The 15,541-nt window shown below is 48.7% G+C and carries 12 protein-coding genes; 4 read left to right on the top strand and 8 right to left on the bottom strand.

The features are described from left to right. Positions 1-21: 21 nt before the first annotated feature. A complete protein-coding gene (metG, locus tag SPB21_RS02825) occupies positions 22-1,698 on the bottom strand; it encodes a methionine--tRNA ligase (protein WP_163700528.1) in 1,677 nt (558 codons plus the stop codon). A 248-nt stretch (positions 1,699-1,946) separates the two neighbouring features. Between metG and SPB21_RS02820 the strand changes: the two genes are divergently transcribed. After that, on the top strand, positions 1,947-3,248 hold the full coding sequence (locus SPB21_RS02820; RefSeq protein ID WP_499865397.1) for a hypothetical protein: 1,302 nt from the start codon (positions 1,947-1,949) through the stop codon (positions 3,246-3,248). Between the two features lie 136 nt (positions 3,249-3,384). Here SPB21_RS02820 and SPB21_RS02815 read toward each other — a convergent pair whose 3' ends face one another. Continuing rightward, entirely contained in the window at positions 3,385-7,938 is a 4,554-nt protein-coding gene (locus SPB21_RS02815) for a caspase family protein (RefSeq protein ID WP_499865396.1), read from the bottom strand. Between the two features lie 201 nt (positions 7,939-8,139). On the opposite strand from SPB21_RS02815, the gene blaOXA reads away from it, so the two are divergent. Next, positions 8,140-8,988, top strand: coding sequence for a class D beta-lactamase (gene blaOXA, locus SPB21_RS02810; protein ID WP_499865395.1), 849 nt, complete (start codon positions 8,140-8,142; stop codon positions 8,986-8,988). 59 nt (positions 8,989-9,047) lie between these two features. Here blaOXA and SPB21_RS02805 read toward each other — a convergent pair whose 3' ends face one another. The 6 genes from SPB21_RS02805 to SPB21_RS02780 form a co-directional block, all read right to left on the bottom strand. Then, complete coding sequence (locus SPB21_RS02805; protein WP_499057434.1) at positions 9,048-9,467, bottom strand: nuclear transport factor 2 family protein; 420 nt, start codon at positions 9,465-9,467, stop codon at positions 9,048-9,050. Between the two features lie 119 nt (positions 9,468-9,586). After that, a complete protein-coding gene (locus SPB21_RS02800; RefSeq protein WP_163669157.1) occupies positions 9,587-9,985 on the bottom strand; it encodes a hypothetical protein in 399 nt (132 codons plus the stop codon). Positions 9,986-10,083: 98 nt separating this feature from the next. Then, positions 10,084-10,335, bottom strand: a complete 252-nt coding sequence (locus SPB21_RS02795) for a hypothetical protein (protein ID WP_163669155.1) — start codon at positions 10,333-10,335, stop codon at positions 10,084-10,086. A gap of 28 nt (positions 10,336-10,363) precedes the next feature. Then, positions 10,364-11,509 carry an acyltransferase family protein gene (locus SPB21_RS02790; protein WP_499865393.1) on the bottom strand — a complete coding sequence of 382 codons (1,146 nt, stop codon included), beginning with the start codon at positions 11,507-11,509 and terminating at the stop codon, positions 10,364-10,366. Between the two features lie 60 nt (positions 11,510-11,569). Next, positions 11,570-12,856 carry a S41 family peptidase gene (locus SPB21_RS02785; protein WP_499865392.1) on the bottom strand — a complete coding sequence of 429 codons (1,287 nt, stop codon included), beginning with the start codon at positions 12,854-12,856 and terminating at the stop codon, positions 11,570-11,572. A 65-nt stretch (positions 12,857-12,921) separates the two neighbouring features. Next, complete coding sequence (locus SPB21_RS02780) at positions 12,922-13,656, bottom strand: DUF5673 domain-containing protein (RefSeq protein ID WP_499057427.1); 735 nt, start codon at positions 13,654-13,656, stop codon at positions 12,922-12,924. 329 nt (positions 13,657-13,985) lie between these two features. On the opposite strand from SPB21_RS02780, the gene SPB21_RS02775 reads away from it, so the two are divergent. Together SPB21_RS02775 and SPB21_RS02770 are read left to right on the top strand one after the other, a co-directional pair. Beyond that, the gene (locus SPB21_RS02775) at positions 13,986-14,825 is read left to right on the top strand and encodes an alpha/beta fold hydrolase (protein ID WP_499865390.1); all 840 of its coding nucleotides are present in this window, start codon (positions 13,986-13,988) and stop codon (positions 14,823-14,825) included. A 43-nt stretch (positions 14,826-14,868) separates the two neighbouring features. Next, on the top strand, positions 14,869-15,525 hold the full coding sequence (locus SPB21_RS02770) for a hypothetical protein (RefSeq protein ID WP_163700202.1): 657 nt from the start codon (positions 14,869-14,871) through the stop codon (positions 15,523-15,525). The last annotated feature ends 16 nt before the right edge of the window (positions 15,526-15,541 follow it).

Raw genomic sequence — 15,541 nt, 5'->3', positions numbered from 1 at the left:
GGATGGTGTGGGGCCTTGTCCCTACTCTCCACCGTATTGGGCCTTAAGCTCAGCTACGCGATCATCATCGAGCTTTTGAAACAGAGGTGCAGGCACATCAAATGGACGGCCAGCGGCCAGAATGGTCAGGTCCACCGCATCGGCCATGGTGCTATGGCGCTCGTCTTCGGTGAGCTGGAGGGCATCGTACAGGGCCTCGGCGGTGTGGGGAATAAAGGGGGCACTTGCGATCGCATACAGCCGAATCAAATTAATACAGGTGCGAATCACCACAGCAGCGTCTGCTTTATCGGTCTTAAACAGCGCCCAGGGGGCACGCACATCAATATACTGATTGCCCGCTGTCCATAGGGCATTTAAGGTTTCAGTAGCACGGCGGAATTCTTGCTTACGCAGATGGCCCCGCAGTTTTTCCACCAGCTCACCACAGGTCTTTTGCAGCTCAGCTTCCGCTTCGCCAGGGGTGCCACCCTCAGGCAATTCTTTACTAAATCGAGACGCCGTGAACTTGAGAATGCGGTTGACAAAGTTGCCCAGGTTATCCGCCAGTTCTTTATTGACACGATTCTGAAACTGCTCCCAAGTAAACGCAGAATCAGACGACTCGGGGGCACTGGCCATCAGCATATAGCGCCAGTAATCAGCCGGGGCAATCTCCAGGGCCTGGTCTAAAAAGACACCACGCTTCGAACTGGTGGAAAATTTGCCACCATAATAATTGAGCCAGTTAAAGCCTTTGATATAGTCCGCCAGCTTCCAAGGCTCACGGCTACCAAGGATAGTTGCGGGCCACATAATGGTGTGGAACGGCAGGTTGTCCTTAGCCATAAACTGGGTGTAGTGGATATCATCGCCACCCTTCCACCAGCTTTCCCAATCGTTGCCAGTGGCATTACCCCAGGCTTTTGTGGCCGACACGTAGCCGATGGGGGCATCAAACCACACATAAAAGACTTTGCCTTCAAAGCCGTCAGCGGGTACGGGCACACCCCAGCTGAGGTCGCGGGTGATGCCTCGACTCTGTAGACCTTCATTAAGCCACTTGAGGGCAATAGATTTAGTTAGCGTCGGCCACTGTTCTTGCTTTTCGACCCAGGCACGCACTTCGTCACTAAGTTTATCGAGCAGCAAAAATAGATGCTTAGAGCTGCGGACTTCCAGGTTAGTGCTACCAGAAATGGTGGAGCGGGGGTCAATCAGTTCAGTCGGCGTCAGCACCTTGGTGCAGTTTTCGCACTGATCGCCTCGGGCTTTATCATAGCCGCAGTGGGGGCAGGTACCGGTAACATAGCGATCGGGTAGAAAGCGTTCGTCGTCTAGGGAGTAAATCTGGCTGATTTCCCGTTCTTCAATAAAGCCGTGTTCGGCCAGCTGACGATAGAAGTGCTGGGTGAGCTCATGATTCTCTGGGGCGGAGGTACGGCCAAAGTAGTCAAAAGATAGGCCAAAGCGTTCGTAGATGTCTTTTTGCTTTTCGTACTGGCGGGTGCAAAATTCGGCTACGTCTAGCTCTGCTTCCAGGGCGGCAATTTCGGCTGGGGTGCCATGTTCATCGGTGGCACATATATATAGGACGTCTTCACCTTCTTGACGTAGAAATCGAGCATACACATCGGCGGGCAGCATCGATCCCACCAGGTTGCCCAAGTGCTTAATTCCATTGATATAGGGAAGTGCGCTGGTGATCAGGTATCGCATTCTAGGTTTGCTTTATCGTAAGCCGGTGTGCCCTATACACCCTAGCGGTTTAATCGCTTTGGCTCAATAGTAGCGAGCCTTTTTAAGACCGGCCAATCCAGATCTCCCTCTAATGACGATTTCTCAGAAAATTGCGCATGGGTAATGAAAAGTACCCGTCAGGGGCATGACGAAGCTTTATAGCTAATTTCATACTGAAATTATTAATCACTCCATGACAACACCCGCTAGATGAGGCAGGAATAACCATGTCAGACAATATTTTTCAAGAAATCTGGGATGCGGACCAGGGTGGAAATGGGGTGCCTGCCCTCAGACCTGGTGAAGCCAGGGATGAAACTCAGGGGTATGTAGTTGTGGATGAACGCGCCACTGAGGTTGATGCTGAGCACCGGGTGCTCAAGGAAGTGGTTATCCCTGCCGATAAGTTGGAAACCTATCAGCTGTGTGAGCGAATTTTTGATAACTATGCCCTTGAGCGCGCCGTCCGTGAACAGGTTAGCCCAGCCGAAACCCAGGAAGAACTGGACTTTATTGATGCGATTCTGCCAACGCCACCGATTAAAAAGGCGCAACAGTTTTTAGAATCTTCTCTGGATTTAACCATTTCTCAAAGCTTGATGGCAGCAATGATCAAAGAGACCTGGTTTGACATGGGCACCTCGGGTGATCAACAAGATGCATCAGGCTTTGAGCATGTTTTTGTGGGGGAACAATCCAGTAAAGCGAGTAAAGCTGGCGGGTATCATTTTTGGTATAAGTACCATTTAGATGATGCTGGCCAGAGCGTTATACCTGGCAATGATGGTCAAGATAGAATCCAGTATTTGGGTACTCGATATGAAAAAGCCAAGGAACCTGAAAAGGGAGTGCTGGTTCCTGAGGTTGTTACCTTAGAGTTAACGTGGCATGCTCCACTAGGTGATGGCAGTCACAATACTAAGCCTTTGCATAAGCCCATTGGCGGCTTTTTTGTTGGCTGTAGCCCTGAGGGGTTAATTGCCCTAGGCTTGGTCAGGTGTCGTACCCAGAGTAATAAAATCACTCGGATCAATGGTGCTGAGTATCAGCTTGACTTGCACCGTCTGGACAATAACCGTAATGCCATCCGCACCTTTTTCCCTCGGTTTCGCCGCGCCGATGTGATTGATATTGATGATGGCAAAGACAAAGACAAGGACAAAGATAAGGATAAAGATCAACCACCTGGCAACACAGAGTCTAGTCCTTTCAGGGTTGTTGCTGCTATGGTCAATCCCCAGAATCCAGAAGGTGGCAGAGAATTTATTCAGATTATTAATGCATCTCAACAGACGGCTTCGTTACTGGGTTGGCAAGTCATAGCCCCTAATGGCACCCGCTTTGAGCTGGCGGATATTGAGGTGGCACCGGGGGATGTGTTTAAGTTTATTGTCCCGACAAACCAGGGTGTATTACGCAATAAGGCTGGCACCATCCGACTACGCAGTCCAGAAGGGAATATGGCATTAGATTATCCCTATTCTGGCGATCAGGCGCGGGAAGAAAATCAGCCGATTTTGTTTGGATAAGGGGACTGCAAAAAAAAAGACCCAGGTTGGGACTGTGGATGGGTGGATGAGTGATGGGGTAATGGGGTGATTATTTCAGCGCAAGCGTCTAAGCGGTTAAATAGCTATAGAAGGGTTCTGTGTGACACTGTGGGGTTCAGGGCCATTGTTGGCAAACGTCGCGGATGGCTTGCAAAATGTCAAAAAATGCTTGCTCGTTGCCGAGGCGAATAATTGTGGGTTTGCTCTTTGGCAATGCGTCAAAGAGATCTTCACGATTTTGATAGGCCAAAATATTTAGGACATTAACCCAATCGGTAAAAGGAATGGATAGCTGTTCTAAGTTGGGCAAAAACGCCTGTAAAGCAATAGAACAATAGTATTTATCTTTGATGGTCCAGACGATCTCGAGGGCTTTGGGCCAGAGGTTTTCAGGCAGGTGCTGAGCCATCCCACGCAGGGCACGCGAGCACGATGATTCATCTTTGATCTGTCGTGTAATCTCCAGGGCTTCTGGCCAGAATACGTCCGGCAGATGCTGGGCCATCGCACTCAGGGCACTCGAGCACAAATATTCATCTTTGATCTGTTGAGTAATCTCCAATGCTTCCGGCCAGAGTTCCGGCAGATGCTGGGCCATCTCAATCAGGGCACGCGAGCGCGATGATTCATCTTTGATCTGTTGAGTAATCTCCAGCGCTTCTGACCAGAATACGTCCGGCAGATGCTGGGCCATCGCACGCAGGGTACTCGAGCACGATGATTCAGCTTTGATCTGTCGCGTAATCTCCAGGGCCTCCGGCCAAAGTTCGGGCAGATGCTGGGCCATTGCACTCAGGGCACGCGAGCGCGATGATTCATCTTTGATCTGTCGCGTAATCTCCAGGGCTTCTGACCAGAATACGTCCGGCAGATGCTGGGCCATCTCAATCAAGGCATTCGAGCGCGATGATTCAGCTTTGATCTGTCGCGTAATCTCCAGGGCTTCTGACCAGAATACGTCCGGCAGATGCTGGGCCATCTCAATCAAGGCATTCGAGCGCTGATATTCATTTTTAACCTGTCGCGTAATCTCCAGGGCTTCCGGCCAGAGTTCCGGCAGATACTGGGCTATCGCACTCAGAGCACGCGATCGCGATGATTCATCTTTGATCTGTCGCGTAATCGCCAGGGCTTCTGACCAGAATACGTCCGGCAGATACTGGGCCATTGCACTCAGAGTACGCGATCGCGATGATTCATCTTTGATCTGTCGCGTAATCTCCAGGGCTTCTGGCCAGAGCTCTGGCAGATATTGGGCCATCTCAATCAAAGTACGCGATCGCGATGATTCATCTTTGATCTGTCGCGTAATCTCCAGGGCTTCTGGCCAAAGGTCCGGCAGATGCTGGGCCATCTCAATCAAGGCACTCGAGCACAAATATTCATTTTCTATTTGTCGCGTAATCTCCAGGGCCTCCGGCCAAAGGTCCGGCAGATGCTGGGCCATCTCAATCAAGGCACTCGAGCACAAATATTCATTTTCTATTTGTCGCGTAATCTCCAGGGCCTCCGGCCAAAGGTCCGGCAGATGCTGGGCCATCTCAATCAGAGCACGCGATCGCGATGATTCAGCTTTGATCTGTCGCGTAATCTCCAGCGCTTCTGACCAGAATACGTCCGGCAGATGCTGGGCCATCTCAATCAGAGCACGCGATCGCGATGATTCAGCTTTGATCTGTCGCGTAATCTCCAGCGCTTCTGACCAGAATACGTCCGGCAGATGCTGGGCCATCTCAATCAGAGCACGCGATCGCGATGATTCAGCTTTGATCTGTCGCGTAATCTCCAGGGCCTCCGGGCAGAGTTCCGGTAGATGTTGGGCCATCGCACTCAGAGCATTCGAGCGCTGATATTCAGCTTTGATCTGTCGCGTAATCTCCAGCGCTTCTGGCCAGAAGCCTTCCGGCAGATGCTGGGCCATCTCAATCAGGGCACGCGAGCAATGATATTCAGCTTTTATTTGTCGGGTTGTTTCCAATACGGTTGACCAGGGTATTACTTGCCGCTGGGCAAGTTCAGTCCACACCATTACACGGTCAGAAGGATCGCTAATTTGATGGGTAATATCGATGACCTCAGAAAAATAGATGGAGGGTAACTGAGCAACAATTCGGCTCAGTGCCAAGCCTTTATAAGAGAAACCCTCGGTTTGGTCTCGATGACTTCCATAGCGGTCTTGAATTTGTTGAATAGTTGCAAGCACAGCAGGCCAAACACTCGAAAACTGTTCCGCCAGCTTACTTAAAGCATAAGAACGATAAGCAGCATCGTTGATTTGTCCGACAGTTTTCAACACCTCGGGCAGTAGAGCCTTGGGCATATACGGCACAATTGCCGAAATACATGCTGCCCTATGCCATGGGTCCTGGGCCTGCTGTGCATAGGCCAACCCCTGAGCCGCCTGCCAAAATCCGTGTTTCACCAATCCCCTCACCATCTCGGCTGGCACATTGCTCGCCAAACTATTCAGCGATCCACGAATTAATGCATAGCGATACAGCAAGGTAACAGAGTTACCAGGAGATTTCTTATAAGCCTCCACTGCTAGCTGCCATGCCCGCCCTAAATCATTCACAAAGCCTGCTGGTTTACCAATTTCATCACAGGCTTCATACCAACCATTACGTCCTTCTTTATTGCTTACCTGCAACAGCGTATGAATCTCTTCGGTTTGTTCCGCCTGCTCCATATGCCAGGTGAGATGGGCATAAATGTAGCCATCATCTTTTAGCGTATACCACTCACCATTCTCCGCTTTCTCTCGATACTGTTCCAGCAATTTCCCATGGGCCTCAGATTTTGTTAATCCCAATCCTGGCAATTCTCCGTCGCGTTCCGGCTCTTGCGAACTCCTCAACAACCGCTGTGCCAAATCATGCATCAGGTCATGCATCCGATAACTGGGCTTATCATCGGCTAGCTGTGCGCCCTGTAACACCAACGCTTTGCTCCGAAACGTGCGTAAGATAGCTCTAGCCTGCCGCGAAGTTACCTGCCAAAGCGTTTCTGCCATCTCCTGGGTGAGATTCACATCCTCTGGCACCACCCCTAACCAGGCAAACTGTTTCAGCTGCTCTGGCGAGAGTTGTTTCAAACTCAGATTAAAACAAGCCAACAGACTATACTTCTTTCGCTTCGCATCATCGGGTATCTCTGCTTGACCATAGATATCCAACGTCTCTAAGCGAGCAACTTCATCCTGTAAGTCTTCTAATAACTCTGACCAAGTCACCCCTTCTTCAATTTGAGACGCGGCTAACTCTAACGCCAGGGGTAAATATCCCACCCGCTCAGCAAAGGCAAATGCCTGCTGCCGATGCGCATCGCTCAAAGTCCCCGATAGCTTCTGGGTCATTAGCTCCAGAGCCTGATTCGCGCTCATCACATCCAGGTCATATCGCTGGGCATCTGAGATTCTGGCCTCCCGCGTGGTCACTAAAACACAACAGCCACCACCCCCCACCCGAAACGGATCTAAATGCGCAGGGTTCCAAACGTCATCCACCACGAGCAAAATATGCTTGTCATACAGCAGTGTGCGTAAATGATTGGATGCGGATTCAATCGCAGTCGGTTTATAGTCATGGTCCCCCAAAGCCTGAATCCAGCCGCTTAGCAAGGGCAAGATATCTGGATTTTGACCCAGCGTTGCCCATAAAATACCATCTGAAAACCGACACTGAATCTCTTCATCATGGGCTAACTTTGAGGCTAACACTGACTTGCCAATGCCCCCCAGACCATAGATAGCACTAACAACTAATGTGCCAACCTTAGTCTCCTCGCACAACAGCTGTTGTTTTACCTCTTTTTGATGCTCCGAACGTTCAACAAAGTGATCCGGTAACGGGGGCATTTGCAATGGCATCCTAGGCAAATTAGATTGCCTGACAGCCGGTTGCGGTTTTGATGATGGCACCCTATCCGGCAACATGTCTGGCGGAAACTGCACAATGGATAGAGATCGTCCTGTCCCAAACCGCACAGGTTCTTGACGACCACCTTTGAGCGTTTGCCGCACCTCATCAAATAAACGGTCGCTACTGATTTTGCCATTAACATCTGCATTTTCTGGAACCAACGCCTTGAGGATGGCTCCTGTAAACAGACTGTGGTCATCATTCTTTTTTGCCAATGCCGCCTCAAAGCCTCGACAAGCCGTAATTAAATAATGGTCTTGCTTGGCTCCAAATGTAGAAAAGCTTTGCTTTACCAGAGTACGCTCAATAAAATCGCCACTGTGGCAGGCGTCGATCAGCATTACCAAATTACTCAGATTGGCTGCTTGGATCAGTTTATTGAGGCTATCGAAAGAAATCGCTTTCTTCTGATCAGTGACCTGGCCATCACTATCGACGGTGACGTCGCAATCGGAGGTGGTTAAACAGCCTTCGGTATTACCTAAGGTGTCGACCACACTAATGCCGTGGCCTGTAAAATAAATGATGGCTTCACTGTTAGCAGCCTGTTGGGTTAAAAAAGTGCGCAGTGCTTTCCCCAACTGCTGCGTGGTGACGTTTCCCTTTAAGACGGTCGGCTCTTTGTCGCATTGCCCGTATTTCTGTAGTATTGTGGCAATCGATGCAGCATCTTCAGCTGGTTTACTCAAGTTTGCCAGATGTTTACTTTTATACTCAGAAATGCCAATAACCAATGCGTAACGAGCCATAGAGTCTAGACTTTTCCAGGGACAATGCACTAATAGCGCTAAGTTTTCCCTAACATAACCGATGTCAAAGCTACAACCCAGGCCATGTTACATGTAGAACGGCTGAGGTATGTTTCCGGTTAAGTTAAATGACCTTTGTCATGGAGGCGTTCCGGTAAATGGTCTAGTATGCAACAGCCCCTTTTAAGGCTAGACACATTTATGAAGCATATTTCTCACATTTCTCATTGGCTCGGCTGTTTAACCCTAGGTAGTTGCCTGATAGCCCTCCCATCATTTGCGGCCACACCTTCCCCACCAACATCGACCATTGCCCAGGCTCGGCGCGAATTTGTGCAACCTGACTTTCAACAACATTTCGAGGACCTGGACATAGAAGGGTCAATTATTATTTATAGTCAAAATCAGGAGGTGGCGTTTGAGTATAATCGAGATCGCAACACCACCCCTTTCTTACCAGCCTCCACCTTCAAAATTCTCAATTCTCTGATTTCATTAGAGACTGGTGTTATCGCCAACGATCTGGCAATTCTCACCTGGGATGGAATAGAAAGAAGCTATTCCACATGGAACCGTGACCTGAACTTAAGAACAGCGTTTCAGATATCAGCCGTATGGTTTTATCAGGTGCTCGCCCGCCGGGTTGGCCATGAACGCATGCAACAGTGGGTGACCGACGCTAACTATGGCAATCAAACCATCGGCAGTGCAGAAGAGATTGACACGTTTTGGCTCACGGGCGATATCCGGATCACACCTCAACAACAGATTCAGTTTTTGCGTCGTCTGTACAACAACGACCTGCCATTCTCAGAAAGAACAGTGGCCATGGTCAAAGACATTATGATTGTTGAGCAAACGCCAGACTATACCATGCGTGCCAAAACAGGCTGGGCCCTGGCGGAAGAACTCGGCTGGTATGTCGGCTATGTGGAGCAAAATAACAACGTATATTTCTTTGCCACCAATATCGATATGCTTGATGGGGTAGATCCCAGCCTGAGGGCAGAAGTCACACGACGTTGCCTGGCCATGCTCAACTTATTATAGGCGTATCGTCGGGGCGCACATTGGTGCGCCCCGGAAGCATTGATTATGCTTTCGACAATTTATGCCGCAGTCGCTATAGGTGGCTCGGGTGCATGAATCGTATGGATCGCTGGAATATCCCACGCTTCCGCAATATAGCCATTGACAATTCGCCAGACAACAACGGCATCTAGCTTGATGGACTGACCGTCCAGAGTCATGGTGTCTTGCACATGGGTCACCACTAACTCATCGCCAATGGGAATAATGGCAACGGGCTCCACGTGAAACGTTCCCCCCGTCATCACAGCCAGCTTTTCAAAGAAGGCTTGCAACCCCTCTACCCCAAGATAATCACCCTGCATGTCAGGCAGCTGAGAATTGAAAAAATGCCAGACAAATTCTTTTGAGAACAGACCTGATGCACCAGCAATGTTGCTATTGTCTAAATACTCGTCTAAGCGTTTTAAAAGAGTTACATTTGCATGTTCCTTAGCCATGGTTCTGACTCCTGAAGGGGACTTTTGTGCAGAATGCTCATACCCTAGCGAATCAAATAAGGACCACCCAGAGTCCATGGTCATATATTTACATGACTTTTGTCATTGTTATTGGCCAATCAATCGAGGATGTACTGCCATAGGAGAAAAAATAAAGCGCTATACCAAGAAACAGAAAAGACTACAAGCCATACTCCACAGAGACCCACAGCCTTGAGAAAGACAGAAAGTGGGTTGCGATTTATCCAACTCAGGCCACTTCGATGGCCACGCCAGTGAGACCAGGTTAATAACGATATATTAGTGGCCAGGGCAATGGCTAAAATCCTTATTGTTGTGATCCAATATCGCTCAGGATTCAGCCAGCTAACTCTGGCACCAGCATTAGTCACCTGAGGTACAAAGCTAGGATCGCGTAGAGGAGATACCTGATACGCTACCAAAGCAAAGCCCACTGTAAATAACAGCAACACATTCAAACTGACGATTAACCCATGGTCAATGCGTTGTCCATGCATCTGTAAGGCTCCAACTATTTTAAGATTGAGTTGCTGAAAGTTAGCTAGCCTAGCCTTTAATTCTTACCCTACGGGGAGCATACTTTAGTTAAGCTTACTTAGGCGATGGGAGGTAGGGATTCTAAAAAATTCATCATAGGCTTCAAAAATCGTTTGCCAAATAGGGCCGACAACGTGCCACACAACGCCACAATGATGACGACTGCTGTAATGTTCCCAGTGGTTAGAGCGGGCCTAACGACTGCCAACGGCAATAGGGACACAACGAATCCCAGTAAAGCTCCTAATAAAAACTGATAGGCAAAATCAGTTAGAGTACGAGGCTCTGAGGGTTTTTCATTAGGGGTCATGGTGGAAAATCTAGCTCCAAACTAATAATTAGGGAAATACAAGTCTAGCGAACGAAAACCTGCGCAGGGTAGCGCTAACGAAAAAACACAGGGGAATACCGATCAGGGTGACCAGACCAAATTTAGCTAGGGGGCCGATGGGTAAAGCAACCATCACCACTTGCAGACAGATAATCAGTAACAGATGGATGAGATAAACCGCATAGGCATTGTCAGCAAGCATCTGTAAAAACTTGTTCTGACTATTAATCTTCTCACGAAATAAAACTAATAGTCCAATGCATAGGCCAACACAAATTGTGGCTTCCCAGGCACTCCAAACAACAGAGCGCCAGTCTAAACCACCGCCAGCAATTAGAGCAGGCAACAGCAGCCTGCCGCGACTGAGGCTATAGCCATAGCGCAGCAGGACAGCCCCCAATCCTATGGCAAGCCAGATAAAGCCCTGTCTTCTGGGCATTTGTTTAAGCCAGTTATAGCGATAGGCAACAACTCCTAATACAAAGAGACTGACGTACTGGGGAAAATGGGCAATCTCTGTGGGTAAAAATCCGCACAATTGCACCCATCGATCAATCGGATAGTCAATCCGCACTATGGCTGTTAGCATCGTCAGGCTCAGCAGATAGGCGAGAATGGTTTGATGGCTGGGCACAGGCCAAGGTGCCCCCATAGCCTCTGACACCGTGGCTCTGCGTCTCATTACCTGCTGCCATAGGGTGTAGCCCAGGGCATATACCAGTAAGTGTAACAAAAACCAGAGGTGTGCCACTTCTATCTTGAGGGGGTGAATATAGGTTTGGCGGATAAAGGTCAAAAAAGAGTCTGACGGTGCTGTCAGGTGATGTAGCACGGGCGGAAAAACAACCAAGCTAAAAAATATTAAAGGTATCCCCAATCGTTGAAACCGGGTCAAAAGAAATCTTCGTGCTCCTTTACGTTCATACGCTACAGGGGTTAAGTATCCGGCAATAAAAAAGAACAGGCCCATAAAAAATGCCGCATTGATTGCAAAAAAAGATCCTAAAATCGCAGCATGTTCCGAATTAACTATGGGCCAGGCTCCCCCGGTCGGACCATAGGGCTGGGCAGCATGATGGGCTAGCACCAGCATGGTTAAAAAGACTCGCAAATTGTCGACAAACACTAGTCGGGCTGAAGGAAGTGTGTGCATGACTCACCCACGAGGGTTACGGCTGCTGACAGACAGTGATGATTCTCACTGCTATGGTTCTCACCGCTGTGACACAGGTGTATTCAGTACGGTGATGGCAGTTGCGATCGCACGTTCTTTCTGCGGATCACTGCCCTGGGCATATTCAATGGGAAAGGGCACCACGTCATCCGGCGTGACGCCCACCCCTTCTAGACGAACGGTTTCATCCACATAGACATCGGCCACCGCCACATATAGCAAACTATCGTCGGGCATAATAAACGCTCGCCCGGCGGTCACAGCACCAGCGGTAGTCGTACCCACCACCGGACCGATATCATATTGCTGAAAGCCATAGGCCAAAACCTCTTTTGCACTTCGACTGCCCCCATTGACCAGCATGACCACCGGCTTTTTCCATTGGCTATGGTGAGTCACACGGGCGCGATCGCGACCAATACTGGTCAGACTAGGTCCCCTGGCCGTATACAAATTCAACGCCGTCAGGGGGGCACCCCCCCAACCATCTCTCAGGTCCAACACCAGCGCATCGGCCTTGCTGAGGCGACCGTACAACAGCTCCTGTTCTAGTTTTTCCTGATACTGGTCCCCCGCATAGGACCAAATATGAACATAGCCAATCTTTTTGCCCGCTTTTTCAATCACCTCCACACTGTCATCCATGATATCTAAGAACATGGTGATGCCGTCATACAGCTTGGGGGTGATGGTAATCTCTTTCTGGCTGCTCGCATTTAACGAGGACTGCACCTGCAAGCTAACGGGCTGTTCCGCTTTCCCTAAAAAGGACTGAATGGGATGAAACGGCTCACCGTCCACACCGAGAATCTGGTCGCCCACCTTTAACCCAGCCTGATCAGCAGGGCTACCCTTAAAAATTCCCGTGATAAAGGTTTTACCCGCTTTCTCACGGGTCACAATACCGATATCGGCATACTCCAGCTTGCCTTCAGGAAAGCGTTCTTCCAAGCGGGTTTGGAAGTCAGATACCCGCGGATAGAAAATCCCCAATAACTGATAATAGGCGGGTTCATCCGGCGTATAAAAATGGGTATGGGATGTGTCCAGCGCACCGAGCATTTCATTAATCAGAGTCGCCTTTTCTTGCTGAGACGAGGCCGCCGCCACCTGAGGGCGATACTCTTCCCCTGTGGCTGCCCAATCAATACCGTTAAACTCAGGATCATAAAAGTTGTCATTAACGGTTTCCCACACGGTATCAAATAGATCTGGTTGCTGCGACGCAGCCGGTATGGTCAACCGATGGAGCATGCCGATTAAAAGGCCAATCAAGGCGACAATCAGCAGGCCCCGAACCCAAATTTTATTTCGCCTAAGCATCATGAGTTCGCCCTCAAACATATCGTGGTATTAGACGCTACCAGCCCCAAAAACGTATCGATCAGGTCTTAAGGAAGTGCCAGCGTATCTGGCGGAGAAAAGGGAATATGAGTCTGGAGCACTCGATCCATGGCATCGCGATGTTCTTGAGGCACCTTAATGCTCATGGTGTGAGGCAAAAAGACTACCCGAGGTCGCACTCGAATGGTCAACGTATTAGGATGGGTTACCTCCCAGCAATAAGACTTCATTCGCTGCCAGGGGATAGCATTATACATAAAGCACAGGCCATTTTCTCTTAGTTCAAGTTTGTTCAGACCAAGAGAGATAATTAACATAGCCAACGTCCACCAAAAGGCTATCTTAAGAGGTATGTATACAACCACATTTGAAGTATCTGAAATCCCAGCTGGAGAGGTCACCATAATCCAGGTAATAACAAGGGCAACGACAACCTCTGCTAAGCCAATCCATAACAGCATCTTATTGTGCCAGGTGCGGCCAGCGTCAAGCAATAGGCTGCCAGCCTTACGTTTACGCACGGGCCAGCTAAATAGCCACACACCAATGCTAACGATATAGCTGATGTAGAAAAAGCTCCAAACCAACTGTCCGCCGATGGTTATTAGGAAGGGGGTGAATGCGATCGCAACCCCCACTAAAATCCAGGGCAGCGCGTAGCCCATATTACGATTGGCGGCTTCTTTACCAACAGCGTTTGCCAATAGAAAATAGCTACCCAGTAACGCCAGACTGACAACAACGATATACCCCAAAAAAGCCATAAACAGCTCCTTAATCATTGGCAATACCTTCAACCCTAAAAGCTTCTATTTCGAATTCCCATGACAAAAGTCATTCATACCAATGACCTTCTGACATGGACCTAACTTTCTTCATGCAGGACACTTAATATTTTCAGTCTCCCCATGCACGAGCACCATGGTTAAGTACCTCACTCTACCAACCTTACCGGTTGCTAGCAGTAACGAACATCCACTTATGCATGAGTCACAACAGGTTTTGCATAGGACTCTGCCCGCAGCTCAATCCTAAACGGTGTCTAATACCTAAAGTCATCCCCAAGCCCAGCAATGTCGCGAAGATTAATCGTTCATCATTAAGCAGTATTGTGATAGTCCAAAACCCAGACAGTAGTACAACATATTATCTAGAACTAGGCGATCGTTCGTCAGAGACTCTGCTGTTGTTGCATGGGATTGGTGCCGATCATGGGATGTGGCAGCCACAAATGCAAACCTATGCAGATGAGGGATTTCATGTGCTTATCCCAGATCTATTTGGCCATGGCCAATCCTCTAAGTTAACAACTCCACAGCTATCTAGCTGGCATAATCAAATCAACTGGCTGTTAGCCCACCTTGCCATCGAAACATGTACCATCATTGGCGTGAGTATGGGGGGGGTCATTGCTCAATCATTTGTTGTTAACTACCCCAACGTGGTGACAAGGCTGATCGTTGCTGACTCATTTGGGGAACTGCGTACACCTCAAGAAAAACTATTAGGCTTCTCTCAAATCATTGGGTTTAACCTGTTCAAACTATTGGGCAAACAACTCCTGGCAAAAAGCATCTGCCAAACATATCGAGCTAGCTATGCCAGAATGGCCCAAGACTATTTTGGCCAGGTTAGTTTAAAAGCAGATCTCCAACAGCTGATATTAGCAAGAAAGGCCATTAATCGCATTGATGTCTTGCAGAGGTTACAAACTATCACAGTTCCTGCTCTGATTATTGTTGGCAAAGACCTGGGAGAATCATTTATTAGCATCAATCAAAAGATTGCTAATGCTCTACCTAACAGTGAGTTGGTCATATTAGAACAGTCTATGGATCCTTCTAATTTGGTGAATCCATCTGGATTTGATCATCAAGTCTTAACGTTCTTGAACTCAGAAACTACAAGCAAAGAACAATCTCAACCCTCTACTCCCTACTCACCGTCTTAACCTAAATTTTGAACTTGACGCACTACATTAGGAGCAATCACCCATGACCACAAGAACATTACCGAAAAAGAAAACACAATTATTCCTAGCCTGGATTTTTGCCAATGCAATCGGAGGATTTCTAATTGGTTTCTTAGAAAACAATGGTGCCCAGTTTATGGCAACACTTTTTTTGTCAGGAGCCATCATTGGCTCGTTGCAATGGTTAACCTTTAGATTGATGCATCTGCAAGGGGGACGCTGGACGCTGTGGCCCGTGGCTAGTGCCTTAGGGTGGATTGCCAGTACATTACTCAGCATATTACTCAGCATGCTGCTGGTGTCGCTAACATCAATAGTGACGTCTTCCACAGCTGAGGCAATTGCCTGGGAAGAGTTCTGGCAAAATCTGCTGATGAATCCGTCAATTTGGATATGGGGTATGGCCATCGCCCAGGGCATGATCCTGAGTTACCATGCGCGTCAACGTTGGCGCATACTGGGAGTTTGGCTATTGGCAAGTTGTTTAGGAGCCGCCTTGAATGGAGCGGTCAGTGCCATACTCTGTCGTAGTGTGTGCCAGGCCTTACCCAGTTCGCTGATCGGTCTTGTTGATGGAAAAGGGTGGGCTGTCTATGGGGTGATCACTGGGTTTGCACTGTTGTGGGTCTTTAGGGATAATTCTGTTAGATTACAATCTCCTGTACACCGCCCAGATTAAGGCTATTGCGGCTTTA

The organism is Leptothoe sp. ISB3NOV94-8A (assembly GCF_043421595.1).
GTDB classification, from domain to species: domain Bacteria; phylum Cyanobacteriota; class Cyanobacteriia; order Phormidesmidales; family Phormidesmidaceae; genus Leptothoe; species Leptothoe turfae.
Note: the sequence above shows the minus strand (reverse complement) of the source record. Positions and strands in the feature narration are given on the sequence as shown.